Source organism: Streptomyces sp. NPDC127119, from assembly GCF_042677425.1.
In the GTDB taxonomy this organism is placed as follows: Bacteria; Actinomycetota; Actinomycetes; order Streptomycetales; family Streptomycetaceae; genus Streptomyces.
This window is the reverse complement of the sequence record NZ_JBHXTO010000147.1, coordinates 1-23,802: the sequence shown is the minus strand read 5'-3', so window position 1 is coordinate 23,802 and position 23,802 is coordinate 1. Positions and strand designations below refer to the sequence as shown.

At 68.1% G+C, this 23,802-nt stretch carries 26 protein-coding genes; 10 read left to right on the top strand and 16 right to left on the bottom strand.

Features of this window, described 5'->3' with window-relative positions; all coding sequences use genetic code 11:
- Nucleotides 1-136: 136 nt before the first annotated feature.
- Entirely contained in the window at nt 137-943 is an 807-nt protein-coding gene (locus ACFVH5_RS37275; protein ID WP_385838121.1) for a hypothetical protein, read from the bottom strand.
- Between the two features lie 34 nt (nt 944-977).
- A complete protein-coding gene (locus ACFVH5_RS37270) occupies nt 978-1,952 on the bottom strand; it encodes an SDR family NAD(P)-dependent oxidoreductase (protein WP_385838120.1) in 975 nt (324 codons plus the stop codon).
- A 109-nt stretch (nt 1,953-2,061) separates the two neighbouring features.
- Here ACFVH5_RS37270 and ACFVH5_RS37265 point away from each other — a divergent pair, with 109 nt between their 5' ends.
- Entirely contained in the window at nt 2,062-2,730 is a 669-nt protein-coding gene (locus tag ACFVH5_RS37265; RefSeq protein ID WP_385838119.1) for a TetR/AcrR family transcriptional regulator, read from the top strand.
- A gap of 123 nt (nt 2,731-2,853) precedes the next feature.
- On the opposite strand, the gene ACFVH5_RS37260 is transcribed toward ACFVH5_RS37265, so the two are convergent.
- Together ACFVH5_RS37260 and ACFVH5_RS37255 are read right to left on the bottom strand one after the other, a co-directional pair.
- Nucleotides 2,854-3,546 (bottom strand): M24 family metallopeptidase, encoded by a 693-nt coding sequence (locus ACFVH5_RS37260; RefSeq protein ID WP_385838118.1) that lies wholly within the window; start codon nt 3,544-3,546, stop codon nt 2,854-2,856.
- Between the two features lie 149 nt (nt 3,547-3,695).
- Nucleotides 3,696-4,112: a molybdopterin-binding protein gene (locus ACFVH5_RS37255; RefSeq protein ID WP_385838116.1), complete on the bottom strand. Its 417-nt coding sequence runs from the start codon at nt 4,110-4,112 to the stop codon at nt 3,696-3,698.
- Nucleotides 4,113-4,249: 137 nt separating this feature from the next.
- Here ACFVH5_RS37255 and ACFVH5_RS37250 point away from each other — a divergent pair, with 137 nt between their 5' ends.
- Entirely contained in the window at nt 4,250-4,897 is a 648-nt protein-coding gene (locus tag ACFVH5_RS37250; RefSeq protein WP_385838115.1) for a sulfite oxidase-like oxidoreductase, read from the top strand.
- A gap of 200 nt (nt 4,898-5,097) precedes the next feature.
- On the opposite strand, the gene ACFVH5_RS37245 is transcribed toward ACFVH5_RS37250, so the two are convergent.
- The 3 genes from ACFVH5_RS37245 to ACFVH5_RS37235 all read right to left on the bottom strand — a co-directional run bounded on the left by ACFVH5_RS37245 (nt 5,098) and on the right by ACFVH5_RS37235 (nt 9,167).
- Nucleotides 5,098-5,595 (bottom strand): FBP domain-containing protein, encoded by a 498-nt coding sequence (locus tag ACFVH5_RS37245; RefSeq protein ID WP_385838114.1) that lies wholly within the window; start codon nt 5,593-5,595, stop codon nt 5,098-5,100.
- A 68-nt stretch (nt 5,596-5,663) separates the two neighbouring features.
- A complete protein-coding gene (locus ACFVH5_RS37240) occupies nt 5,664-7,277 on the bottom strand; it encodes an MFS transporter (RefSeq protein ID WP_385838113.1) in 1,614 nt (537 codons plus the stop codon).
- 951 nt (nt 7,278-8,228) lie between these two features.
- Complete coding sequence (locus ACFVH5_RS37235) at nt 8,229-9,167, bottom strand: zinc-binding dehydrogenase (RefSeq protein WP_385838112.1); 939 nt, start codon at nt 9,165-9,167, stop codon at nt 8,229-8,231.
- Between the two features lie 105 nt (nt 9,168-9,272).
- Here ACFVH5_RS37235 and ACFVH5_RS37230 point away from each other — a divergent pair, with 105 nt between their 5' ends.
- The 3 genes from ACFVH5_RS37230 to ACFVH5_RS37220 all read left to right on the top strand — a co-directional run bounded on the left by ACFVH5_RS37230 (nt 9,273) and on the right by ACFVH5_RS37220 (nt 11,981).
- Nucleotides 9,273-9,917, top strand: coding sequence for a TetR family transcriptional regulator (locus ACFVH5_RS37230; protein WP_385838111.1), 645 nt, complete (start codon nt 9,273-9,275; stop codon nt 9,915-9,917).
- Nucleotides 9,918-10,010: 93 nt separating this feature from the next.
- On the top strand, nt 10,011-10,757 hold the full coding sequence (locus tag ACFVH5_RS37225; RefSeq protein WP_384815812.1) for an SDR family NAD(P)-dependent oxidoreductase: 747 nt from the start codon (nt 10,011-10,013) through the stop codon (nt 10,755-10,757).
- An 807-nt stretch (nt 10,758-11,564) separates the two neighbouring features.
- Nucleotides 11,565-11,981 (top strand): hypothetical protein, encoded by a 417-nt coding sequence (locus ACFVH5_RS37220; RefSeq protein WP_385838110.1) that lies wholly within the window; start codon nt 11,565-11,567, stop codon nt 11,979-11,981.
- Nucleotides 11,982-12,253: 272 nt separating this feature from the next.
- Here the strand turns inward: ACFVH5_RS37220 and ACFVH5_RS37215 are convergent, their stop codons facing one another.
- From ACFVH5_RS37215 to ACFVH5_RS37200, 4 genes are all read right to left on the bottom strand, one after another.
- Nucleotides 12,254-12,688 carry a hypothetical protein gene (locus ACFVH5_RS37215; RefSeq protein ID WP_385838109.1) on the bottom strand — a complete coding sequence of 145 codons (435 nt, stop codon included), beginning with the start codon at nt 12,686-12,688 and terminating at the stop codon, nt 12,254-12,256.
- A 25-nt stretch (nt 12,689-12,713) separates the two neighbouring features.
- Nucleotides 12,714-13,559, bottom strand: a complete 846-nt coding sequence (locus tag ACFVH5_RS37210; RefSeq protein ID WP_385838108.1) for a hypothetical protein — start codon at nt 13,557-13,559, stop codon at nt 12,714-12,716.
- A gap of 715 nt (nt 13,560-14,274) precedes the next feature.
- Nucleotides 14,275-14,910, bottom strand: coding sequence for a hypothetical protein (locus ACFVH5_RS37205; RefSeq protein WP_385838122.1), 636 nt, complete (start codon nt 14,908-14,910; stop codon nt 14,275-14,277).
- Between the two features lie 333 nt (nt 14,911-15,243).
- The gene (locus tag ACFVH5_RS37200) at nt 15,244-16,506 is read right to left on the bottom strand and encodes an FAD-dependent monooxygenase (protein WP_385838106.1); all 1,263 of its coding nucleotides are present in this window, start codon (nt 16,504-16,506) and stop codon (nt 15,244-15,246) included.
- A gap of 71 nt (nt 16,507-16,577) precedes the next feature.
- Between ACFVH5_RS37200 and ACFVH5_RS37195 the strand changes: the two genes are divergently transcribed.
- Nucleotides 16,578-17,186 (top strand): TetR/AcrR family transcriptional regulator C-terminal domain-containing protein, encoded by a 609-nt coding sequence (locus tag ACFVH5_RS37195; RefSeq protein WP_385838105.1) that lies wholly within the window; start codon nt 16,578-16,580, stop codon nt 17,184-17,186.
- Nucleotides 17,187-17,318: 132 nt separating this feature from the next.
- On the opposite strand, the gene ACFVH5_RS37190 is transcribed toward ACFVH5_RS37195, so the two are convergent.
- Nucleotides 17,319-17,897 (bottom strand): TetR/AcrR family transcriptional regulator, encoded by a 579-nt coding sequence (locus ACFVH5_RS37190; RefSeq protein WP_385838104.1) that lies wholly within the window; start codon nt 17,895-17,897, stop codon nt 17,319-17,321.
- Nucleotides 17,898-17,988: 91 nt separating this feature from the next.
- Between ACFVH5_RS37190 and ACFVH5_RS37185 the strand changes: the two genes are divergently transcribed.
- From ACFVH5_RS37185 to ACFVH5_RS37175, 3 genes are all read left to right on the top strand, one after another.
- Nucleotides 17,989-18,435: an anthrone oxygenase family protein gene (locus tag ACFVH5_RS37185; RefSeq protein ID WP_385838103.1), complete on the top strand. Its 447-nt coding sequence runs from the start codon at nt 17,989-17,991 to the stop codon at nt 18,433-18,435.
- A gap of 260 nt (nt 18,436-18,695) precedes the next feature.
- Nucleotides 18,696-19,070, top strand: a complete 375-nt coding sequence (locus tag ACFVH5_RS37180; protein ID WP_384815832.1) for a hypothetical protein — start codon at nt 18,696-18,698, stop codon at nt 19,068-19,070.
- 164 nt (nt 19,071-19,234) lie between these two features.
- Nucleotides 19,235-19,600 (top strand): ArsR/SmtB family transcription factor, encoded by a 366-nt coding sequence (locus ACFVH5_RS37175; protein WP_385838102.1) that lies wholly within the window; start codon nt 19,235-19,237, stop codon nt 19,598-19,600.
- A gap of 89 nt (nt 19,601-19,689) precedes the next feature.
- Here the strand turns inward: ACFVH5_RS37175 and ACFVH5_RS37170 are convergent, their stop codons facing one another.
- The 4 genes from ACFVH5_RS37170 to ACFVH5_RS37155 form a co-directional block, all read right to left on the bottom strand.
- Nucleotides 19,690-20,373, bottom strand: a complete 684-nt coding sequence (locus ACFVH5_RS37170) for a S1 family peptidase (protein WP_385838101.1) — start codon at nt 20,371-20,373, stop codon at nt 19,690-19,692.
- A gap of 210 nt (nt 20,374-20,583) precedes the next feature.
- On the bottom strand, nt 20,584-21,663 hold the full coding sequence (locus ACFVH5_RS37165) for a sporulation protein (RefSeq protein ID WP_385838100.1): 1,080 nt from the start codon (nt 21,661-21,663) through the stop codon (nt 20,584-20,586).
- Between the two features lie 94 nt (nt 21,664-21,757).
- Nucleotides 21,758-21,979, bottom strand: a complete 222-nt coding sequence (locus ACFVH5_RS37160; RefSeq protein ID WP_385838099.1) for a hypothetical protein — start codon at nt 21,977-21,979, stop codon at nt 21,758-21,760.
- A 343-nt stretch (nt 21,980-22,322) separates the two neighbouring features.
- A complete protein-coding gene (locus ACFVH5_RS37155) occupies nt 22,323-22,736 on the bottom strand; it encodes a DUF6086 family protein (protein WP_385838098.1) in 414 nt (137 codons plus the stop codon).
- A 158-nt stretch (nt 22,737-22,894) separates the two neighbouring features.
- Between ACFVH5_RS37155 and ACFVH5_RS37150 the strand changes: the two genes are divergently transcribed.
- The coding region (locus tag ACFVH5_RS37150) for an AI-2E family transporter (RefSeq protein ID WP_385838097.1) at nt 22,895-23,802 on the top strand (908 nt) is incomplete at its 3' end.

The following is a 23,802-nucleotide window of genomic DNA, read 5'->3' as shown; positions in this document are numbered from 1 at the left end:
GGCCCCGGCGTACCGGGGCCTGCGGGGAGCCGTGGGCAGGTTCGTCAGACATCGGTGTGGTGTCGGGACCGTCCTTGGGCCTGCTCACCGCGGTCTCCTTCCGTTCGGTGCCTGAGCGCTTCGCTGCCGATGGGTGTCATCCCTCTCGGCGACCGCTCAGAGCCCGCCGGCGCACGGCGAAGAGAACTCCGGCGCTCAGGACCGCGGCACCACCGGCGGCCATCACAGCGGGCGACTCGACGCCCTGGGTGCTTCCGGAGCCGGTCTCGACCCCACCGGACGGCATGGATCCGACGGACGCGCCCTGGAGCATGCCGCAGTCGGCGGGGGCTGTGGCCTCCTGGGGGAGCTTGGGGTCCAGCTCGCTCTTGCCCTTGCCGAAGTCGTACTTGCCGTTGTTGTTCGGGTCGATGCCGTGCTGGACGACGTGCAGGTCCTTGATGTGGTCGGCGACCTGCTGCGAGACGGTGATCGTGCGCTCGTAGGACAGCTTGCCGTCCTTGTCGGCGGCCGGCATCCGGTCCACGGCCAGGCCGCTGTCCTTGGACGTGTCGCCCTTGGTGGTCAGGGAGATGTTGATGTCGCCGTAGGCGGGGAGTCCTTCGGCCGTGGTGACGATTCCGTCGCCGTTCTTGTCGGCACTGGCGTCAGGGCAGTGGAAGTCGTGCCCCTTGGTGGAGCCATGTATGTGCTGGGCGTGGGGCTGGCCCGGGACCAGGCCGGACGCCTCGATCTTGACGGTCAGCCTGGTGCCGTCCAGCTGGAGCATGGCCGTTCCGTTCGCCCCGCTGTCGTTCAACTGCTTGAGGTCGACCTGGTAACTGTGGCCCTCCGTCTGCGAGCCGTGACCGTCGTGGGCGAACGCCGGGGTGGCCGCTGCGAGGGTGAGTGCGGCGGGTACCGCCAGGAACGTGGTCAGCTGCCGAATACGCGTGTGCGTCATGAAGGAACATCCCTTCCGGACAGCCTGGTGACCGTCAGTCATCAGACCGCGAGCGATTGCTGTCACTCTTTGATCCGAAGCCACTTCCGCCCCGGATTGGTGCGGGCTGAAGGTCGGGGAACGTCACCCCGGTGAGGTCTTCGGAGACGGCCCACAGGCGCCGCTGGACAGCAGCCTCGTACGACTCCGGGCTGGAGGTGACCAGCCGGGGGTGCCCCTTGACCTCGTTGCGTCCGCCGGGACCGTAGTACTGGCCGCCGAACGCGGCGGGGTCGGTGGCGGCGCGCAGGGTCGGCAGCGCACCCATCGCCGGAGTCTGGGTGATCAGCGGCGCGAGCCAGGTGAGCGGGAGCCGCAGGGCCGCGGGGGTGTTGCGGGCGAGTTCGGTGCTGGACAGGCCGGGGTGCGCGGCCACCGCGACGGTGGTGCCGTGCCCGGCGAGTCGGCGCTGCAGCTCGTACGTGAACATCAGGTTGGCCAGCTTGGACTGGCCGTAGGCGCCGACCCGGCTGTACGTGCGCTCCCACTGCAGGTCGTCGAAGTGGATCGCGGCCCTGATGCGGTGGCCGGTGCTGCTGACCGTCACCACGCGCGAGCCGGGCACCGGCAGCATCAGGTCCAGCAGCAGTCCGGTGAGCGCGAAGTGGCCGAGGTGGTTGGTGCCGAACTGCATCTCGAAGCCGTCGCGGGTGGTCTGTTTCGGGGTGTACATCACGCCGGCGTTGTTGATCAGCAGGTCGATCCGGTCGAGCCGGGACCGCAGCGCCGCCGCCGCGGTCCGGACGGAGTCGAGCGAGGTCAGGTCCAGTGCCTGCACGGTCACGTCGCCGGTCATGCGGGCCGCGGCCTGCTCGCCCTTCTCGGTGTTGCGCACGGCGAGCACGACGGACGCCCCGCGCTCGGCGAGCGCCTTGGCGGTCTCGTACCCCAGTCCGGTGTTGGCACCGGTCACCACGGCCACCCGCCCGCGCTGGTCCGGAATGTTCGCCGTCGTCCACTTGTCGCTCATGTCTGACCCCTGACTCGCTAACGTACCGAAGGTATCTTGTGCCGACGACGTTAAAGTACTCTTGGTACGTTGTCAACGTACCGCAGGTACTTAAGTTAGGCTGGTGATCGTGACTTTCCAGCGGGCGCGAACCGAAGAGCAGCGGGAGATCCGCCGACGGACGATCCTCGACATGGCGTCGGCGATGCTCGACGAGATGCCCGTGGCCGCGGTCACCCTGAACGAGCTGAGCCGCCGGGTGGGCCTGGCGAAGCCGAACGTGCTGCGCTACTTCGAGTCCCGCGAGGCGGTGCTGCTGGAGCTGCTGGACCACTTCCTGCAGGAGTGGCTGACGGAACTGGCGGGCGAGTTGGCCGCCGGCGTCGACGAAGATCTGCCGATGGCCGAGCGGGCGACGGCGGTGGCCGAGATACTCGGCGGTTCACTCTCCGGCCGAGTGGTGCTGTGCGACCTCTTCGGCGCACAGGGCACCGTCCTGGAACGCAATGTCTCCGTCGAGATCGTGGCACGCTACAAGCGCGCCTCCCTGGACCGCCTGACCACCATGACCGCCCTGATCCAGAAGTACCTGCCGGAGCTGGGCGAGAGCGCGACGCTGTTCAGCCTGCAGACCATGGTGCTGGCCGGGGCACTGTCGGCCTACAGCACTCCCCCACCCAGCCTCCAGGCGGCCTACGAGGCCGAACCCGCCCTGGCTCGCTTCCACTTGGAGCTGAAGGACTCCCTGAAACTGGCCCTGACCGCAACGCTCCTGGGTGTACTCCCCCGCAATCCGTAAGCAGGCGGAAAACCGGGAGGCTGCGGGCGGTCGCGGCTTCCGGGACCAATCCCTCAGACGACCAATCCATCAGACAGCGACTTACGGACTACCGGCGACGCGAGCGGCCAGGCGCGGACAGGTTCAGCCCAGGGTGAGCAGTTCCTCGAAGAAGCCACCGAACTGCCGCTCGCGGTCGACGAGATGAACTTCAAGGATCCAGTGGCTACGCCGTCCGGCCTTGTCGGGGCGCCGCAGCGCAGCGTCGTTGGCAGCGGTGATGTAGGACTCCGTCTCCGCGCCGTCGATCTTCTCGTGCGGGAACTCACCGACCAGATGCCCCGCGTGCCAGCCGCCCAACTCCCACCCGGACGAGGCGGCGAGCCGTTCGACCTCGGCGTACAACTGCTGGCCCGTGATGTCCGGAGCGCTCTCGAAGAACCGTCTGCCCGCTGCGAACACCTCCGAAAGGTCGTCGCGCAGACGATGCTTGACCGGATCGTCGCCCAGGACGAAGGTCCGCCCGAAGTCGGCCTCGTACTCCTCGAAGATGGGACCGAAGTCGGCGAACACGATGTCGTCCTCGCCGATCAGCCGGTCCGGCGGGTTCTCCCGGTAGGGCTTCAGTGTGTTCGGCCCGGAGCGCACGATCCGCTTGTGCCAGTGCCGGGTCGTGCCGAACAGCTCGTTCGCGAGATCCCGGACCTGGTCGCTGACCTCCCGCTCCCCCCGCCCCGGCGCGATCAGCCCGCGCTCCTCCATCTCCGCGAACAGCCGGACGGCTTTCGCCTGGGCATCGAGCAGGCGCACCGCGCGCGTGGGTTCGTCATCCGCCATGGGGCTGACCGTAGAGGCCGGTAACGATCTTCGGCAACCGAAGATCATGGGCAGATCGCCCCCACGGCGGCATCACCATCACCGGACGGGGGCGCCATCACCGGACCGGGGCGACGCGGCCAGAGCCGTCGAACGGCATGCGCCCCTTCTCACGGCGTCAACAGGATCAGTGACACCGGGGTGTTGGGCTGCCAGTCCGGCGGTACGTCGGCGAGCGCCGCGCCGCGCAGGACGAGCAGCTGGGGGTGGCCGGGGCGGCAGGCGACAGGTTCCACCACCTGGCAGGCGCCCTGCTCCGTCAGCGGCCGTCGCAGTTGGTCGGTGGCGCCGACCGAGGTGGAGCCGATCACCACGATCACCTCGGTGTCATGCGGCGCGGTGAGGACGGGGTAGGCCGGTGACCCGGCGGGGTGGTCCGACACGGGGCGGACGTCGGTGACCTCGCCGCCGAGTGCGTACGCCAGCGGTGGCAGAAACGGGCCCAGCGCGTCGCGTACCTGGCCGGGGCCGGGCCTCGTATGGTCGCCCCGGCCCGCAGCGCGTGCTCCAGGGGCTGTGTGGGCCAATTCGCGCGCCGACGACCACGGCAGGTCGCGGCAGGAGGCCACCGGCCCTGGTCCCGGTCCCAGCCCCGGTCACAACCACCCTCGGATCGAGCACCTAAGCTGCGTGATGGCAGGCCGGTCGGAGGAGGGGAGCCCGCGTGGGAAGCAACCACCCCAGAGCGACGGACAGCACACCCCGCGCTCCTCGACCCGTTCCACCCGGCCAACGCCGTGTGAACGGGTGGCCCGTGTCGCACTACGGCCCGGTCCCCCGCTTCCGCCCCGAGCGCTGGAACCTGCGTGTCTTCGGCGCGACCGCCACCGGCGACGAGCATGCCTGGACCTTCGACGAGGTCATCGCGCTCCCCCGCCGCACGGTCGTCGCCGACCTCCACTGCGCGACCGGCCCCACCTCCACGGACCACGAGTGGTACGGGATCCCCACCACTGCTGTCCTGGAACTGGTCCCGCCCGCCGCGGACGTCACGCACGTCATGGCCTGGGCGGAGTACGGTTACGCCGCCAACCTCCGCCTCGCCGACTTCACCAGCCCCGAGGCCCTGTTGGCCACCCACCACAACGGCGAACCCCTCACCGCCGAACACGGCTTCCCCCTGCGCCTGGTCGTCCCTCACCTCTATGGCTACAAGAGCCCCAAGTGGCTGCGCACCATCGAGTACCTCACCGAGGACCGGCGCGGCTTCTGGGAAGAACGCGGCTACCACAACATCGGCGACCCCTGGAAGGAGCAGCGCTACTCCCACCAGGAGCAGAAGGACGACGGACCGGCACTCCCGGCCTCCTGACCAGGAGGAACCAGCCAGTCGGCCGACTACCGGACTGCACGTCCTGCGCCCTGTGCTGTCGCAGCCCGACGCTTCTGCCGGAAGCCACGACCATCGCCCTCGCTGGTTCAACGGCTGGACCTGCAACAGCACCGGTGGTGACGGCGGTTCATGGAGTGGGCAGGGGCCCGGCGACGATGGTCGTCGAGCCCCTGTCGGCCTCAGTGGAAGACCCGCTCCACGAACGCGTCGAGGTTGCCGCGCAGGCGCTCGATCTGCTGCTCGACCGTGAGGGACTCCTCCATGCGTGCGCCCGGTGCCGCCTTCTTCTTGCCCCGTACGTACAACGAGCAGTCCAGGTCGGCGCAGATGTAGACGCCCACCGAGTTGCCTCCGCGGCCGGCCGGGCCTGCCTTGGGTGCGGTCATGAGGGAGACGCCGTTGCCGGGATGCGTGGTCAGGCACAACGAGCACAGGCTGCGGCGCAGGAAGCCGCGGTTGCCGGAAGCGAAGCGCATGGACAGGCCGACGAGTTCATCGGCGCGTTCGACAACGAGATACCTGCGATCGGGCGCGGAGAGATCGAACCAGCCCAGGAAGTCCAGGTCGTCCCAGTGGTCGAGGTCCGCCAGGTTCTTGGGCAGGGGGAGGCGTTTGGCCTCGCCCTTCGAGCAGTTGACGAACGAGGTACGGATGTCGTGCTCGGTCAGGGGTTTCATGAAAGGTCCTTCAGGGGGTGAGGTGGATGATGGCGGGACACGACTCCGGCCCGCTAGGCCCTGTCGGCCTAGGCCGGTGCGTCGTGTCCGGCGTGCTTCGGCGTCCTGTGCCGTACGGTGAGGCCCGCCACCAGGGCCGCGAGCAGCAGGACGCCCGCCGAGCACCGGTAGGCGACGGAGAAGCCGTGCACCATGCCTTCGTCGAGGGTCGTGCCGCCGTGGGCCGGATCGTGCACGTGCGAGGGGACGTAACGGCTGGTGGCGCCGGTGGCGATGGTGTTGAGCAGTACGGTGCCCAGCGAAGCGCCCATCTGCTGAACGGTGTTGAGGACGGCCGAGGCCACACCGGCGTCCTGTGCGGGCACGCCGGCGGTGGCCGTCGCGTAGACCGGCATGAAGGTCAGGCCCATGCCCAGACCGAGCAGCAGCAGGGCGGGCAGCACGTGCGTGACGTACTGCGCATGCACGGTCAGGCTGCTGAGCAGCACCATGCCGGTGGCGGCCAGCACCATGCCGGACGACATCAGGGCACGCGGCGCCGTGCGTGGCAGCAGGCGGGCCGCGATCTGGGTCGCGCCGATGACGATGCCGGCCGAGATCGGCACGAAGGCCAGGCCCGTTCGCACCGGCGGGTAGCCCAGGACGACCTGCAGGTAGTACGTCAGGAACAGGAAGACGCCGAACATGCCGATGGTGGCCAAGCCCATCGTCGCGAGCGATCCGGCCCGGACACGGTCCTTGACGATGCGCAACGGCAGCAGCGGGCTCGCCACGCGGCTCTGCCACCACGCGAAGGCGGCGAGCAGGAGCACTCCGGCCACGAGCAGCGTGAGTACCAACGGGCTGGTCCAGCCGCGAGGTTCGGCCTCGCTGAAGCCGTACACGAGGGCGACGAGCCCGCCGCAGCCCAGCAGCGCGCCCGGCACGTCCAGGTGCCCGCCCCGGCGGCCGGGGCTGTCGCGCAGGAAGGCCGGTGCGCCGAGCAGGGCGGCCAGCGCGATGGGCACGTTGACGTACAGGGACCAGCGCCAGTTCAGGTACTCGGTCAGGAGACCGCCCACGATCAGCCCGACCGCGCTGCCGCCGCCGGCCAACGCGCCGTAGACCCCGAACGCCCTGGCCCGCTCCTTGGGGTCGATGAACGTCGTCGTCAGCAGCGACAGGGCCGAAGGCGCCAGGAGTGCCGCGAACGCACCTTGCAGGGCCCGCGCCACGAACAGCATCCCGGGACCGGCCGCCGCGCCGCCCAGCGCGGAGGCCGCGGCGAACCCCGCCAGGCCGATGACGAAGGTGCGCTTGCGGCCCACCAGATCGGCGATCCGGCCGCCGAGCAGCAGCAGCCCGCCGAAGGCCAGCGTGTAGGCGGTGATCACCCACTGCCGGTCGGCGTCCGACATACCGAGAGCGTGCTGGGCGGAGGGCAGCGCGATGTTCACGACGGTGCCGTCAAGGATCACCATCAACTGGGCGAGGGCGATGACGGCCAGCGCCCACCAGCGCTTCGGATCCGGGGCAAGTGCCGTTGCCGGTGCTGACGTTGGTGCCGGCTCCGGAGTCGCGCCGGAAAGCTCGCGGGCCGGGGAACGGCTGGTGGTCGTGGAAGGGTCGGTGGCCGCGGAAGGGACTGACGGGAGGGATTCCCCTCCGGGATGCTCGGGACGTCCAGGACGTTTCTTGCTCATGGCGATCACGCACGTTTCGTGTCGGAGTGCTGTCGAGACAGCCGGCCAGGGACGGTCGCAGGGGTGACGACGGGCCGGTGTACGCAGCACGGGGACACGGCATGGCGATAGGGCAGCGGGAACCACGGACAGCACCCGGGGCCTGCCTCACCAGCTACGTGTCGGTCACGCCGGCGCTCTTGCTGGTCGTGAGGCGGAGAGTGCCGAGATCACGGTGACCAGCAAAAGAAGGGCCCGTCTTCGGGCGCGCGCCCCCGCGGCCCGCGCGGCGACGAACCGCGCAGGCCAGGACATCTCGTGACGCGGCATCTCAGGAAGATGCCGAAGACAAGAAACAGGAAGGGGGAGGAGTTACCGCGCGCCGCAGAGGAGCGAGGGCACACGGCCGGAGGCAACTATGGCCGCAACGCATTCAGCACGGTCCATGTCTCTCGCCTCCTTCCGGGCAGGGCACGCGGTGCGTGTCGACGCCGAGCGCGCCGAACGGGACGGCAGAGAACCTGCCGCGCGAAATCCCGGAAAGGATATCCCATCGACGCCACGGCGCTACCGGGATTACCGACCGTCCACGCGCACGCGCACGGAGTTGATGTGGTGCTGCCCCCCGAGACGGCCCGAGATGAAGGGCTGGCAGTGCGGACGGGAAGCCCCTGACGATGTCTGACGGTTAGCTGCTGGTGCAGCCCCGACACGTCTACGGCCCGGGCGAGGGCCTGCTCAAGCCGGTGCGGCAGCTGATCGAGTCATGGGTCAGCGAGGCGGAGGCCGGAAGGACGAGCAGTGGGCCGTTACGAAGGAGGGTGATGGAACTGGGCGCACGGCTCCAACTCGAGGACGAGGCACATCAGCCGTACCCCGCACGAGCTGAGAGCCGCTGAAGTTCTCCAGCAGTTGCCGGTGCCGCTGCCTGCACCGGCGTAGGTGCCAGTACCGGCAGCGGCCGAATGAGGGTCATCCGAACGTGGCGACCAGGCGTCCGATGACCTCGCCACGTTCGAGCCGGCCGATCCCGTCGGCGATGTCCTCGAAGCCGATCTCGGTGATCCGCGAGGACAGCTTGCCCTCGGCGACGAGGTCAAGCACCGCCGCGCAGTCCTCCTTGGAACCGGCCTGCGAGCCGACGAGTTCGACCTCGTTGAGGGTGAGCGCCTGGAGGTCGATCTCGCCGCGGGCGCGGCCGAGGCCGACCTGGACGATCCGTCCGCCGCGTCGGACGGAATGAATCGCGCCGTCGGTGGTCGTCCCGAACCCGGCGAAGTCGATGACCACGTCGAGGCTCTCGCCTGCGAACTCGGTGATGTCGGTGGCAACCCTCTCGGCGCCGAGCGAGCGGGCGAAGTCGTGTACGCGTTCGTTCTTCTCGGCGACGAACAGCGTCGCGCCGAGAGCGAGCGCGGTCTGCGCACCGAGCGAGCCGAGTCCCCCGAGGCCGATGATCCCGACCCGGGAGCCGGCGGAGACCTTACCCTGCACCGAGACCGCGTGGTACGAGGTGAGACCGGCGTCGGTGGCGGCTGCCGCCTGGTCGAACGGCACACCGTCGGGCAGTGCGACGACGAGTCGCTCCAGGACGACGACCTCGTCCGCGAAGCCGCCGTTCTTCGAAGTTCCAGGCCCCTCGATGGCGGCCGGGATGACGACCCTCTGACCGACGGCGAACTGGGTCACGGCGGATCCGACGGCCGAGACGACGCCCGCGATCTCGTGACCGAGTGTGATCGGGCTGAACGGGAGCAGCGGCGTCAGCGTGCCGTCGAGGAATCCGACGTCGCTGTGGCAGAGACCGGCGGCGCGGACGTGTACGACGAGTTCGTCCGCGGCGGGCGTCGGGGTCGGCACCTCGCTCAGGGTGAGTGGCTTACCGACTTCGGTGAACTGCCATGCGCGCATCGTCTGCTCCTTGAACGCTTGTCTCCTGGTGACGGCCGCGTGGTGCGGGCGACCGTCGAACCTTATTGGTACCTCATCCCAAAAGTACTTCACTACGCTCGGGTGATGACGACTTCCCGTGCCCGCCGGGGGCGACCGCCCGCCTCGACCCGCGAAGCCCTTGAGGAGGTCGCCTTCGAGCTGCTGCTCCGGGACGGCTACGAGGCGACGACGCTCCAGGCCATCATGACCGCGGGTGGAGTGGGGCGATCGACGCTGTTCCGCTACTTCGGTTCGAAGGCGGGGATCGTGTGGGGCGAGTTCGACCGTGCCGTCGAGCGGCTGCGGTCGGCTCTCGACGACGCCGATGACGTACCCGTGATGGCGGCCGTGCGGGCGGCGGTCGTCCGGTCGACGCATCTGTCCCGGGCCGCGGCGCCGGACACGTGGCTCGACCGGTTCCGCGTCCTCGACCAGGATGCCGCACTCGTCGCGGAGGCCGCCGCGCACTGGCGCGTATGGGCCGAGACGGTGAGCCGGTACGCGGCCGAACGCACCGGCCTCGACGCGGACGCCCCGACCCCTGCCGCGATCGGCGGCGCCGTGCAGGCGGCCTACGTCGCGGTGCTCAGGCGCTGGGCCGAGGCGGATGGGGCCGAGACGGACGGCGCCGCCGCCGAGGATGCCGTCGACATCGACGAGCTGGACGCCGCACTACGTCCGATCACCGATGCCTTCCAGGCGGTCCTGGACGGTGCGGCCCGGGGCTGACCGAACACTTCTGAGGCCGAGGTGTATTTTTGGGATGGGGTTCCGAAAATCGGATGCTCCCCCCAGGACCACACAGGACGAAGGAGTCCCCTCATGAGCCGTCTGGACGACAAGGTCGCGATCATCACCGGAGCAGGCCGGGGCATGGGCGCCGCGCACGCCCGCCGCTTCGTCAAGGAGGGGGCCAAGGTCACCCTCACGGACGTCAACGAGGCCGCCATCCGGGAACTCGCCGACGAGCTCGGCGACAGCGCCCGGTACACGGTCCAGGACGTCACGAAGTCCGACGACTGGGCGCGTGTCGTGGCGGAGACCGAAGCGGCCTTCGGTGACGTCACCGTCCTGGTGAACAACGCGGGCATCCTGGGTCCGATCGCCAAGACGGCGGATCTCGACGAGGACGACTACCTCAAGGTGTGCGCCATCAACCAGCACTCCCAGTTCCTCGGGATGAAGACGGTCATCCCGTCGATGCAGCGTGCGGGCATCGGGTCGATCGTGAACATATCCTCGCTGGCAGGACTGCGGGCGAACTATGGCTTCCCCAGCCTCGCGTACGTCGCGAGCAAGTTCGCGAGCCGGGGGATGACGAAGGCCGCCGCTCAGGAGTACGGCGGTGACAACATCCGCGTGAACTCCGTGCACCCCGGCTTCATCAACACGCCGATGATGGTCGAGGCGACCGACGAGGAGGGCGGCGACGCCCTGGCACAGATCTTCCTCGGCCGACTGGCGGAACCGGACGAGGTGTCCTCGCTGGTGTTGTTCCTGGCGTCTGACGAGTCCTCCTACATCACGGGCGCCGAACACAAGATCGACGCGGGCATGTCGGCTTCCTGACACCACCCCGCCGGACGCCGCCCCCGAAGCGGCTGCTGTGTCCCGAGCGACCCGCCCCGCTTCCCCCCTCCCCTGGAGGGCGGCAAGCCAGTCGGTCAAGAGACGGTCGACCTCGTCGGGTCGCCCCTGCTGGGCCCAGTGGCCGCTGGCCGCAGCCGTCCAGGTGGTGGGGCGTCCTGGGCGCCGCCGCTCTCCGGCATAGACGCCGAGGTCGGCGCCGCCCAGCCAGACAGGGAGCCCCCCCCCCGGCGGGGAAGTCTTCGCGCAACAGGCCGTGACGAAGTGCCGGTCGGGCCGAACTCCGCCTCTACGCGGCCGGGTTCCTGGAGGTAGAGGACCTGGGACTCATGCTCGGGTCCGACGATCTGACCGAAGACATCAGCGGGGCGAGGCCGCAAGGCGACACGTACGGGACGCCTAGCAGAGCGACGGCGCTGAAGACCACGGGACGGAGCAGGGCGGAGGCGGCCGCATTGCCGGAACCCCGCCGTGGCCGAACTCCGACAACATGCACGCAACCAGCCGCACCGCGGTGCGGCTGGTTGTCCACGCGATTCGGACGCGCGAGAGGGCCATGCCGACTGGTCGACATCGAGCCCCGAGCCCGTATCAACAAGGCTCCGCCGACCGCCGCCCCACCACTCCTGTCGGGCAACACCCGGCCAGCGCCCGCTCACGCTCGACGAATTACAGACGGGAGGCCGCCGCTTCCGGCCAACTCGTCGGCCCCTGAGTACGCGTACTCAGGTCCAGGGACGATCATCCCGCCAGACTGTGGCGTCCATGACAGATCGGCGAGGAGTAGGTATGAACCGGATGAGCAAAGCCCTGCCGGTGACAGCGATGACGGTCTGCGCGCTGGCGGCCGGCACCGTAAGCCCCGCCGCCGCGGTCACCGATCCCCTTCTGCCCCACCCCGGGCCGGACGGTCTGGTGTGGGTGGAGGAACACATTGGTGACGGCGGAGTCGCGTCAGGCGGTGCATGGGACCGTCTGCCAACCGTCCTCACGGTGGCCTGCGAAGGCGGCGGCGACGTACGGGTGACCATGCAGTCACAGGACACCGAAGTCGCCGCGTTCTCGGTCGACTGCCCAGCCGGTACCGCCGGGACCAGCTCGGTGGCCATGGAAGCCGGCGTAGTGCGGCCGGGCTCCTTCACCATCGGAGTCGATGCCTCGGCACAGGACATCCGCTGGTCCCTGACCGTGACACAGCCAGAGTAAGGAGACGGAGCACCTGCGACCTGACCCCCACAGCATCCGCACCCCGGCCGGTCACACACTCCTAGAGCCGAACGGCTTCACCGCCCAGCCACCGCCCGGAGCGGGCGGGGACCACACCCCCCGCGCCCCCTTCCCTGGCTGCACGGAGGGCCTCCACCAACAGCATCAGCCCGAGCCAATGGGCCACCTGACCGGGATCGACGGCCAGGTGGCCGGACTTCAGGCCGACCACGAGAACGTCGAATCGCTGCCCCAGAAGGAGAGATTACCTCTCAGAATATATTGGCCCAGACGTGAGATGAAATATTGTCGTTGAGCGCCTGCCCCGAGCCGGAACCTGTGTTCGCATCGAACGGGTAGAGGCGGAGATCGCTGAGTCCTACACCATTTGCGATGCCCCTACGCGCACCCGTGTAGTTCAGCCCCCAGTACACCCATACGTCGTCCAGGTTGCCTGGATAGCCGTTGTTGTAGATCGAGCTCACCTTGTTGCGGCACGTGCCCCAGTCCGGCGATTCGCCCGCCCAGTCGTCGCACCAGTTGTTGTAGCCGATGTCGTAATAGAGCATCAGCTGCCCATTCGCCGCGGAGCCGACCGGGGACGGGGACGGGGATTCTGGACCGGCGGCCTGTGCCGTGAGGGGCGTCGCCCCCAGGGCAAGCGTGACAAGGGCTGCGCCGATCAGGATGCTGCGGGTACTTCTCATGTTCTTCCTCTCGTTGCGATTGTCTTCATGATTTCGCTGCGCCGATGTCAACAATGGAACGGGCGCGCTCCAGCGCTGCGAGTTGCAGTCGGCGTCGCGTGTCGACAGCAGAGTGGTATTCCTGCCGGAGTTTCTGGGCGTAGTGCCGGTCCAGTGCTCGCGTCGTTTGTGCGAAGCCCGAGTTGACGGCACAACGGACTTCGTCGACAGCGAGCCCAATTTCCTCCTTCCGGGGCAGAGGGCGCTGCGACGGGCGCAGTGCTGTCCGAAGGTGCGTCGGACTGGCGTAGGGATGTCCTGCGGCACGCATGCACGTGGCCCAGGGTTTGATGGCCTTGGAGAATCGGGGGTCCGCAGTGACGCGGCCATACCGCAGTTCGGCCAGGGCATCGTCTGTGACCGTGGCCTGGAACCACTCCTCAAGGTTGCCGTAGAGCGTTCGGTAGACCTCCGACTGGCAGCCTTCAGCACTCCGTCGCAAGACGACGCCGTCCGGGGCCTTCGCCGTCACGTTTAGCGGGTTGGAACCGTTGACGGCCGTCAGCGCGACTGCCCTCCGCTTGGCCGGCAAGCTACGGAAGTAGAGCTGATTGGGATCCGTCTTCCGTATCTTGGTGAGCTCGCGCTGTATGTCGCTGCCGTAGCCATGTTTCTGAGCCCACGTCAAGTCTGTAAGGACGTAGCGGAACTCCCGGGCTTCGGAAACCGGGTTCTCCTTGATCGGAACATACTCGAATCCGCGTTTCCCCATGCAGTCGCGGAGCAACAACTGGCCTGCCGTGAACAGAAGACTCTTCTCCTGAGGGGTCGGTTCACGCACCGGCTGCTTCGCGAGGCCGCGAGAGATGTTCGCCGTAGAGGTGGAGACCACGTGTACGACAGCTGGGACCGCCAGGGCCGCACACGCTGCGGCAGCGACAGCAAACCTGGCTCCTTTGACAGAACTTCGCCGCGGTGCCATCTGAATATCCCCTCTGATGCCTCCAAGAATGACGAGCCACCCCTAGGTATCGGAATTCTCCGACCGGGAGGGCCGGGCCCTTCGCAGCACGTCCAACTGAACGCAGCTGTCCTTGCAGAAGGAGATGAACTTCATGGTGGGGATACGCGCGCCGTCATCCGCGGATAGTGGGTCGGTTATCGGCTCGCCAGGGCGGGGCCGCCTGCCTTTCCCTCAGTCTCCCTTCTCATCTGATTCGCGACAATCATTTCGGCTGTCGTTGAAACCTGCAGGTCACGGCATGTCTGGGTGAGCCGTGCAAATTCCCGAGACGCCGGGTCCGGGTTCCATGGGCCAACGCCGAGCGTTGGCACTTGCCCCGCTTCTGCGCGGAGCCCGCTCTCTGCCTCTGCCTCTGCCCGATCGACGGGCATCGAGGTGCGCGCAGCTACAGCGGCCGGTCGACAGCCGTAGACCTACAGATGGCCGTCGTCCAGGGGACGGTGAACGGGTGACCGAACGGTGGTCGGCGTACGCGTCGGAGTAGGCAGGTACAAGCGAACGTGCTCACTACATCGCGCGCTAGTGGCTCTCCCCCGCCCGCCCCGCCCTGTCCCTTCTGCTGTGAGATGCCGAGCCGATCGTTCTATGACTCCGGACTGACGGCCGGAGCGGGCAGGTCGAGAACGCGGGCGAGAGCGGCCGTGACGAGAGCGCGGTGGTCAGGCAGGTGCCCAGACGTCCAGTCTGCTGCCAGCGCGAGAAAGTCGAGCAAGTCGCGCTCGACACCGGCGAGTAGTTGGCGGAGCTCGGCGACAGACAGCGTGATCACCGGACTGTCCGACTGGTCGGCGTTGACAGTGAGCCTGACCATGCCACCGAAGCGCTCCGCAACAGGTGAGACGGGATCGTGGCCGAATCCAAGCGGGTTGCCGTCGTCGACGAACCGATGCCAGTCACGCCAGCTCTCCAGCCCGTCACAGCAGCCGGGCTGGAAGGTGACACCGGTGGAGGTGTCGATGACTCGCAGACCACCAGGCGCGACGATGTCATCCTCAGGTGTGAGCAGTCCGTGCAAGAAGGAGCCGATGGTGTTGCCCGTTAGCGGTGCGTGGCCATCATCGGAGTCGACGTCGTTGTAGTCGGCGACACGCATCACCACCGCCCCTACCTCAGCGGGTGAGAGCTCCCCGGTGAGAGACAGGAAGCTGAACGGTTCGATCTCAGCGACAGGCCAGAGGTCGAAGCCGTCGGGTGTCCACATCTCCAGGACAGGCTCCATCTTGATCACCCTGCCAAGTGTTCCGCACCCACCGCCCGTATCGCCTCCCGATTACGCCGAGCATCCTCATCGCGGCCGACGAAGCTGGGCACCATCGGCTGTACCGCCCTGAGCAGATACGGGTGCACGCCGACAACGGTCGTACGGATGAGCCTCTACCCGGCGCGGCCACGGTCGACGGCCGCCACTGATGCCTTGTGCCGCACACAGCGGTTACCGGTAGCCAGGTAGCGCATTCGCAAGGACTGGAGCGTTGTCACGCTCTGCGGGGCAGCGCCTTTGTTCTTGCCGTGCTGCTCCCAACGGCCATCGCTCCCGAAGTCCGGCCGGCTTTCAAACGGCTCCAGCTCTGATCGGCGCCGGGTTCTCCGGGAGTTGCCAGCTACCGCCGCGGTCCTCCTTCGAGAAGCGGGCTGCGAGATCGGGGACGTGGAGGAAGCAGGCCAGGGCGGTGGCGGCCTGGAAAGCGTCGATCGCACGCTGGGTCATCGGCATGCCCAGGCGTAGGAGACGCGGATTCACCTCACCCTGGATCTCGTCGACGAACGGCCGCAGCACGCTGTCGTAGTTCGCCAGCGCGGTCGGCAGATCGCCCGGGTGCCGGTTGATCTCACCGGCCAGGACGTGGGCGCCGACCAGCCCGGCGGAGATGCCCATGCCGCTGTACGGGGACGCACAGTGGGCGGCGTCGCCGGCGAGGACCACCCGGCCCATGGACCAGGTGTCGGTGCGGACCTGGACGACCTCCTGGGAGTAGAAGAAGGGGCTCGTCCGCATGCCGTCGATGAAGCGCTCGGTCTGCCAGCCCGCGTCGCGGAACCTGCCCGCCCAGAACTCCTGCTGGCGCGCGACGGGTTCCCGGTGGATCGCCGAGGCTTCCTCGGACTCCTCCCGTATGACGAAGTACACCTGTGTCTCGGTCGGGTTGTGGCTGCGGCGCATGATCTGTCGGCCGCCCGGGACCATGAAGGTGTCCCGGATGTTGCTGTCGGTCGCGATGCGCGGGATGAACCAGTAGGCCATGTGGATGCCGACCCGCCAGTACGGGTCGCAGCCCGCCGGGAGGATCGCCCGCCGGATGCGCGACCCCTGCCCGTCGGCGCCGACCAGGAGGTCGTACTCACCGGAGGACCCGTCGGAGAAGTGCGCGATGACCTGCTGTTCGTCCTGCTCGAAGCCGTCCACGCTCACGCCGAAGACGTACTCGGTGTCGTCCTTCGACGCGTCGTGCAGGATGCGTACCAGGTCACCGCGCATGATCTCGTACTCGGACGTGAGGGTCTGCCGGCCCCGGCCGGAGGTGTTGGCCATGATCGTCGCCTTGGTCCTGCCGCGCGCGTCGACGAAGGCGACACCCGCCTCGTCCACCAGTTTGTCGCGGACGGCGTCTAGGAGCCCCATCCGTTCGACGGCCTCGATGCCCTGCCCCCGCAGGTCGACCTGCGCGCCGGTGGCCCGCAGCGCCGAAGCGCGTTCGACGACGGTCACCTCGTGGCCGCCCCGCGTGAGCCAGTTAGCCAGCGTCTGGCCCGCTATCCCGCCGCCGGCAACCAGGACCTTCAACCGCAAGGGGCGCGTTCCCGTTCCGTCGGCCATCCCCATCACCCCAAAATCTATCAGTGAATGATTCCTCTCCAGAGTCATCTATCAGTGATAGATTTGTCAACGTGACCAAGGTGAACCGCGAGATCGTCATCTCCGAAGCGCTCGACCTGCTCGACGAGGTCGGACTGGACGCGGTCAGCACGCGACAGCTGGCGAAGCGGCTGGGGGTCGAACAGCCCTCGCTCTACTGGTACTTCCGCACCAAGAAGGACCTCCTCGCCGCCATGGCGGAGTCGGCAATGGCGCCGCATGCGGCCGCCCCACTGCCGACCTCCGACGACGACTGGCGCGACTGGTTCCTGGCCAACACGCGGAGCTTCCGGCACACCCTGCTGATGCGCCGGGACGGCGCACGCCTCCACGCGGGCAGCAGCCCTGCCAACGACCTCGACCGGATCCGCCGCAAGATGGACTTCCTGGCCACTTCCGGAGTGCCCGAGCGGGATGCGCAGATGGCGATGCTCGCTGCCAGCCGCTTCACGGTCGGCAGCGCCCTGGAGGAACAGGCGGACGCCGGCTCCAGTGACGGCTCGGATCCGCCGGCGGGCATGCCTGTGATCGACCACGAGTCGGCGTTCGAGGCCGGCCTGACCCTCATCCTGGACGGCCTGGTGCACCGCATCTCAATGCGGGCCGCTCTCCCGTCGGGCGACGACGGCACCCTCAAGTGATCGACGCGTCACCCACGTACAACCATGCGACCGTGGAGGCACAGGTGTCGGCGTACGCATTCACGTGACTCTGATACAAGGACTGCGGCTGCAGGCTCGCCCGCCGGCCCGCACACCCGCCAGGACGGCGGGTCAGACCACGGCGAGCCGGTCCACCAGCAGCTCCATCCTCCGCTCGGCTTCCGCCGACGGCAGCCGTCCCACCCGGGTCAGCGTCGCCAGCCCGTGCAGGGCCGCCCAGAACACCTCGGTGAACAGTCCCGGATGGACGTCGTCCCCGGCGACCTCACCCAGGCTCTCCAGCAACGCGGCAAAGGCGTCCTTGAGGGGTTCCGGGGTGTCGTCGCGCGCGAACGCCAGACCGCCGTCGAGCTGGAACAGCGCGTCGTAGACCGCCGGGTTGTGTGCGGCGAAGTCGAGGTAGGCGCGGGCGAGGGCGGTGACCCGCTCGCGCGGGCCGTCCGCGGCGGCTGCCGCGGCCCGCACCGCCGCGGCCAACTCGGTCGCACCTTCGAGGGAAACAGCGCCGATGATCTCGCGCTTACCCCGGAAGTGGCTGTAGAGGACGGGCTGGCTGTACTCGATGCGCTCGGCGAGCCGACGCGTGGTGACCGCTTCCCAGCCCTGCTGCTCGGCGAGTTCGCGGGCCGTCGCCACGATGAGGCGCTCGCGGGCCGCCCGTTCGCGCTCCTTGCGTTCTTGTACTGACATGCCCCGATCCTAGCACCGCTAGACAATCAAGCGGCAGTAGGTCTAGCGTTGCTTTGTCATCTAGCACCACTAGCTTCCTGGAGGGGTAGCCATGCTCAACGCACTTGAGGTCTTCACCACCGTGATCGTCGGCCTGATGGTGGGGGTGGAGTTCACCGTCGCCTTCGTCATGAACCCGATCCTCAACGCCCTCCCGGAGGACAGTCGCCAGCTCGGCCACGCCCACGGGGGCCGGATGCTCGGCGCCCTGATGCCGTTCTGGTACGTCGGCTCGCTCGTCCTGAGCGCGCTCTGGGCCATCACCGGATGGCACGAACAGGGCACGGGCCTGGTCGTCATCGCGGCCGTGCTGCTGATCATCAGCGTGGTCATGTCGCTGCTGCTGCTCGTCCCGATCAACAACCGGAACAAGACGTGGACCCCCGAAAACCGGCCTGCGGACTGGCAGGAGCAGATAAACCGCTGGCTCCGCTTCCACTACGTCCGCGTCGCCGTCATCATCGCGGCCTTCACCCTGCTCGTCGTGGCCCTCGCCTGACCCCGCGGCCCGGCATCACGGCGGCGGCGTGCCATCCCACTCCCCCGAGTGGCAGCAGGCCACCGAAAACCCGACGGCCCGTATCCCAGGCACTTCGAACACTTCCGAAGATAAAGCGGCCGCATACCTTCAACAGACATTACTCAGCTGCATTTCCGCTCAACTGTGCATATGCGGCCCCCGCTCGCGATCCTGCTCCTAGCGTGGCTGGCGCAACGGGGCGGGAACAGCCCGGCCCGGCCCGCGAACGGAGACAGGACATGGCCGATGTGGACGTATCGCTCAAAGAGCTGATGACAGGCGTGGAGGGAGCACTGGGGGCAGCCGTCGTGGACTACACCAGCGGCCTGGCCCTCGGTGTCCTCGGCGGCGGCAAGGACCTGGACTTAGAGGTGGCCGCCGCCGGCAACACCGATGTCGTCCGCGCGCAGATGCGGACCCTGGAGCATCTCGGCCTGGCGAGCCAGATCGAGGACATCCTGATCACTCTCGACCGGCATTACCACGTCATCCGGCTGGTGAACGGCCGAAGCGGCAACGGCCTGTTCCTGTACCTGGTGCTGGACAAAGCGAGGTCGAATCTGGCGATGGCGCGTCACCAGCTCAAACGAGTGGAGGAAAACCTCGCCGTCTGACCCTTATTTCGCATGCCCTCGATGTGAAGAGTTCTGCAACTCTCGACATCCATACATGTCCATTCCGTAGGTTCCGGCGGGACGAGGTGCGACAGACTGTTCTCACAGATGGGAGCACCGAGTCCCGTTCGGCGCCACCGCCCACGCGTAGGGAGCAAACGGCTGTGCAAGTGCCCCTCTACCAGGCCAAAGCCGAGTTCTTCCGCATGCTGGGACATCCCGTACGCATCAGGGTTCTCGAACTGCTGCAACACGGCCCGGTCGCGGTACGGGACCTGCTCGCCGACATCGAGATCGAACCGTCCAGCCTGTCCCAGCAGTTGGGCGTACTGCGCCGGGCGGGCATCATCGTCTCCACCCGCCAGGGCTCCACCGTCATCTACGCCCTCGCCGGAGGCGACATCGCCGACCTCCTGAAGGCCGCACGCCGCATCCTCACCGAACTCCTCGCCGGGCAGTACGCGATCCTGACCGAGGTCCACGAGACCGAGTCCTCTTCCAGCCCCTTACCGGCAGGCAGAGAGTCCTGACTTCGCCACACCGGCAGTCGGGTTGGGGGCCGATGGTCCCTTCCGCGAAACCTGCACCCTGCCGAGTCGGGTCGAGTGCCGACGTGACTTCAGTACACGGTCAGGCCGAAGTGTGACAGGACCTCCGCGACGGGCTGGTGGTACGAGACCCCTCCGGAGGTGCAGTTGCCGCTCGATCCGACCAGGAAGCCGACGGCCAGGGTGCCGGAGTACGCCGGAGCACCCGTGTCGCCGGCCTCCGCACACGTGGTGGACCTGACCAGGCCATAGACAGTGCCCTCGGAGTAGTTGACCGTGGCGTTGACCGCGGTCACCCTCCCGCAGTGGACCCCGCTGGTGCGGCCGACGTGGCAGAGCGACTGCCCGACCGCCGGGCTCGCCACCCCGGTGATGTCCTGGTAGACGCCCCCGCCCAGCGCAATGTCACCGGGCAGGTTCAGCAGGTTCGAGGTGTAGCGGACCACCCCGTAGTCGTCGATGGGGAACGAGGCGCCTGCGGTGACCCCGACCTGCACGGTGCGGGCGGCATCGGCGTACCAGGTGGTGGTGTGGGTGCCCGAGCAGTGGCCGACCATCACGCCGTAGAAGACGTTGTTGCCCGTCGCGTTGAAACCGACGACACACTGGGCGCCGGTGGCCGCGTAGAGCACGGTGCCACCCCGGATCGTCGTCACTTGCAGGGCGGACGCGGACGGAACAGTGCCGAAGAACAGGGCGACCACAGCCATCACGGCTGTGGTCAGCATCGCCAGGCAGGTGTGCAGACGTCTCACGGCCCCTCCCAGGGTCATCGGTGGTCCGTCACCGGACAGTTCCCTCATGGTGGAGGTACCGCGAGCGCAGCGACAGACGTACTCCGGCCGTCCCCGTCCCCGCTTCGGTGGCGGGCGCGGCCAGTTCGATTCCGGAACCGTCCGGGCCGGTAAGGGGGAAGGCCCGGACGGTCACCGCCTGTTCAGGGTGGGAAGGAGGGCGAGGCTGACTCAGTCCTCGTCGCCCCCGCCTTCGTCTTCGTCGTCGCCTTCGAAGAAGTCACCCACCTCGTCGACGACCTCAGCCGCGACCATGCCGCCGACCACACCGACGGCGAGTCCCGCCGCGCCGGCCGCGACGACGGTGCCCATACCGGGACCGGAGCGGTGCCCATGACCATCGCCGTGGCCGTGGCCGTAGCCGTGTTCGTCCTTGTGGGCGTGGCCGCCCTGTGCGGCGTAGGGGTCACCATGCCCGTAGGAGCCACCGGCGTGGTGCGGTTCGCCGTGCCCATACGCGTCGTGTCCGCCGCGGGAGGCGTGGTGCTCGACCAGTTGGCTGATCCACCTGTCGACCTCGGTGTGCCAGTTGACCTGCTCGACGCCGTAGTGGCTGACGGTGAAGCGGGTCACCGCGTCGTGTCCTCCGGCGAAGAGGCCGCCGCGCTTGTCGGCCTCCAGGATCACGTCCATGCCGCCCGGGGTGGCAAGGAACGTCACCTCGATCTCGTTGACCTGGTGCGCGTACTGCGGCGCCGGGGTCAGCTCGATCTCCTGGTAGAAGGGCAACTGCTGGCCGGTGCCGCCGATGCGCCCATACTCCAGGTCCGCGGACTTGAAGCCGAAGCCGAGCTGCCCGAACGCTTCCAGGATCGCCTCCTGGGCGGGCAGCGGGCGCACCGCCAACTGGTCGAGATCGCCCTTGTCCTTCGCGCCGGCCACCGCCAGTTCGGTGCGCACCCCGAGTACGACGCCCAGCCCTTGCCCGTACAGCTCGGTGACGGGGGTCTCCCACGGCAGCATCATGCTGAACGGCACGCTGTGCAGCTCGCCGGCGGCGAGGCGGAAGCCGCCGCCGGCGGTGAACCGGTCGAAGACGACCGTGCCGTCGGACTCGCCGTCGTCGTGCTCGGCCTCGACACGGGCGACCAGTTCGAGGGTGATGTGGTCGATCGTGAAGTCGGCGTCACCGCCCCGCAGATGTACCTGTCCGCTCAGGGTCCCGCCGGGCAGCACCGCGCCCGGGTCGAGGACCGTGTCCACCGTGGGTCCGCCCACGCCGAGCGAACCGAGCAGCCGCTTGAACACCATCGTGGCGTTCTCTCCTTCATGTGTACGTACGGTTCTTGCCCGCGTCGGGCGGCGGACCCCGTGGGGGGGTGGGGTCCGCCGCCCGGCGCGAGGGTTACTTGGCTGAGGTGTCGAGGGCTGCCAGGGCCTGTGCCCAGCGCGTGTACTTCAGGTCGGCCAGTTCGGCGACCGTGGTGACGCCGAACGCCTCCTTGAGGAGTTCACCGTCCTTGTCCGAGACACCCCTCAGCGCGGAGACAGGTGCGGCGAGGATCTCCGGCAGACTCTTGTCCGCCCACGTCTTGTCCAGCACCTTGTCCAGGTCGATCGAAGCCATGACAGTCCTCCCAGGGAAACAACCAGTGGATGGTCCGGACGGCGTGGCCGCTGGGATGGCCGTACCGTCGGATAACGCGCTGCTCAAACCGGTGCGTGCCCTCCAGCCTTGCCCGTCGTCCGCAGGGCAGCCCGGAGCAACCGGACGCCCGCCGCGTCATCTACACGCTTGTAGAAGTATAGGGTCGAGCCGCCCGCACGGACGGCCTCCCGCCGGAACGTCCGAAAACCTTCCGTGGGGGTGGCTGAACCTGCTCCCACAGGCGCCTTTTGCCGCACCTTGACCTATAGGGTTACCGTCCACCTTCGCGTGATGCCGGTCGAGTTCGCCCGAAAGATGAAACTCAAGGCCCCAAGTGTCGGACGAGCTCCCGTGACTTCTGCCGCAACGCGGCTGTCCACTCCTTTGCCTGGGGGTCCGAAGCCCTCTTGAGACAGTGGCTCTCGGCGCGCTCGGCCGCCTGCCAGTTCACCTCTATGTCCGCTGTCTCGGCCAAGGCCAGCACCGTGGCGACGAACCCTTCGGACAGTGTGGCCATGACGGCGTGTCTGGATTCGCTGTGCCAGACGAGCAGGGCGTCGACGAACACCGCGAAAGCGATGGGGTCGATCTGACACTCATCAGCTTCCATGGGGCCGATGCCGGATGGCAGACCCACTTCGGCCTGATAGACGGTGACCTGGCTCATGAACAGCCGGGACGCACCGTTGGACGGGTTCCACAGGGTTCGGTCGCCCATGTCGTAGTACTGGCTCACGTCAGCCTCTCGCCGCTGGTCGCCTCTCACCGCTGGTCGCAGGAGGCCGACAGTACGGTCAGCCAGCCCTCTGCGAAAAGTGGACCAGAGTCCGCCTGGGCCTCCACGGCCATGGGGGTGCTGCCTGAGAGTGATCCGGCGTGGGCGAGACTTGCGCGGTGGCACATACAGACATGACCGGTCAGGCGGCCCCGCCCACCTCTGCGAGCGGCGAAGGGCCGAGTGCTCGGCCGCGGCAGGAGCGCGGGAAGGAGCCGGGGAGCCGGATGCCGCGTTGGATACCGCGCGCCCTGTTGCTGGCGCTCGCGCTCATCGGCACTTTCCAGCTGGCCAGTTGGGCCTTCCATCAACTCGTCGGCCTGCTGCTCAACCTTCTCGTGGCGTTCTTCCTCGCCCTCGCCATAGAGCCCGCGGTGAGCTGGATGGCCTCCCGTGGCATGCGGCGCGGGCTGGCCGCCTTCCTGGTCTTCCTCAGTATCGTGATCGTGACCACCGGGTTCGTCCTGCTGCTCGGCTCCATGCTCGCCGAGCAGATCATCAAGATCGTCGAGGATTTCCCGGCCTACCTCGACTCCGTCATCAACTGGGTCAACACGCACTTCGACACCAAGCTCAGGCGCGTGGACGTCCAGGAGAACCTGCTGCGCTCCGACTGGCTCCGGAAGTACGTGCAGAATGGCGCCACCGGCGTCCTGGACGTGTCAGCACAGGTCCTCGGAGGGCTCTTCCAGCTGCTGACGATCACGTTGTTCTCGTTCTACTTCGCCGCCGACGGCCCCCGCCTGCGCCGCGCCCTGTGCTCGGTACTGCCGCCGGCCAAGCAGGCCGCAGTGCTGCGCGCGTGGGAGATCGCCGTCGACAAGACCGGCGGCTACATCTACTCGCGCGGGCTCATGGCCCTCGTCTCCGCCGTCGCGCACTACGTCCTGCTGCAGGCGCTGGCGGTGCCGTACGCGCCGGTGCTCGCCGTCTGGGTGGGACTGGTCTCGCAGTTCATCCCCACGATCGGTACGTATCTCGCGGGCGCCCTGCCGATGCTGATCGCCTTCACGGTCAACCCCTGGTA

What these genes read in the sequence shown, in the direction of transcription:
- ACFVH5_RS37275 (WP_385838121.1), bottom strand. Translation starts at nt 943, where the DNA reads ATGACGCACACGCGTATTCGGCAGCTGACCACGTTCCTGGCGGTACCC.
- ACFVH5_RS37270 (WP_385838120.1), bottom strand. Translation starts at nt 1,952, where the DNA reads ATGAGCGACAAGTGGACGACGGCGAACATTCCGGACCAGCGCGGGCGG.
- ACFVH5_RS37260 (WP_385838118.1), bottom strand. Translation starts at nt 3,546, where the DNA reads ATGGCGGATGACGAACCCACGCGCGCGGTGCGCCTGCTCGATGCCCAG.
- ACFVH5_RS37245 (WP_385838114.1), bottom strand. Translation starts at nt 5,595, where the DNA reads ATGAAACCCCTGACCGAGCACGACATCCGTACCTCGTTCGTCAACTGC.
- ACFVH5_RS37240 (WP_385838113.1), bottom strand. Translation starts at nt 7,277, where the DNA reads ATGAGCAAGAAACGTCCTGGACGTCCCGAGCATCCCGGAGGGGAATCC.
- ACFVH5_RS37235 (WP_385838112.1), bottom strand. Translation starts at nt 9,167, where the DNA reads ATGCGCGCATGGCAGTTCACCGAAGTCGGTAAGCCACTCACCCTGAGC.
- ACFVH5_RS37230 (WP_385838111.1), top strand. Translation starts at nt 9,273, where the DNA reads ATGACGACTTCCCGTGCCCGCCGGGGGCGACCGCCCGCCTCGACCCGC.
- ACFVH5_RS37225 (WP_384815812.1), top strand. Translation starts at nt 10,011, where the DNA reads ATGAGCCGTCTGGACGACAAGGTCGCGATCATCACCGGAGCAGGCCGG.
- ACFVH5_RS37220 (WP_385838110.1), top strand. Translation starts at nt 11,565, where the DNA reads ATGAACCGGATGAGCAAAGCCCTGCCGGTGACAGCGATGACGGTCTGC.
- ACFVH5_RS37215 (WP_385838109.1), bottom strand. Translation starts at nt 12,688, where the DNA reads ATGAGAAGTACCCGCAGCATCCTGATCGGCGCAGCCCTTGTCACGCTT.
- ACFVH5_RS37205 (WP_385838122.1), bottom strand. Translation starts at nt 14,910, where the DNA reads ATGGAGCCTGTCCTGGAGATGTGGACACCCGACGGCTTCGACCTCTGG.
- ACFVH5_RS37200 (WP_385838106.1), bottom strand. Translation starts at nt 16,506, where the DNA reads ATGGCCGACGGAACGGGAACGCGCCCCTTGCGGTTGAAGGTCCTGGTT.
- ACFVH5_RS37190 (WP_385838104.1), bottom strand. Translation starts at nt 17,897, where the DNA reads ATGTCAGTACAAGAACGCAAGGAGCGCGAACGGGCGGCCCGCGAGCGC.
- ACFVH5_RS37185 (WP_385838103.1), top strand. Translation starts at nt 17,989, where the DNA reads ATGCTCAACGCACTTGAGGTCTTCACCACCGTGATCGTCGGCCTGATG.
- ACFVH5_RS37180 (WP_384815832.1), top strand. Translation starts at nt 18,696, where the DNA reads ATGGCCGATGTGGACGTATCGCTCAAAGAGCTGATGACAGGCGTGGAG.
- ACFVH5_RS37165 (WP_385838100.1), bottom strand. Translation starts at nt 21,663, where the DNA reads ATGGTGTTCAAGCGGCTGCTCGGTTCGCTCGGCGTGGGCGGACCCACG.
- ACFVH5_RS37160 (WP_385838099.1), bottom strand. Translation starts at nt 21,979, where the DNA reads ATGGCTTCGATCGACCTGGACAAGGTGCTGGACAAGACGTGGGCGGAC.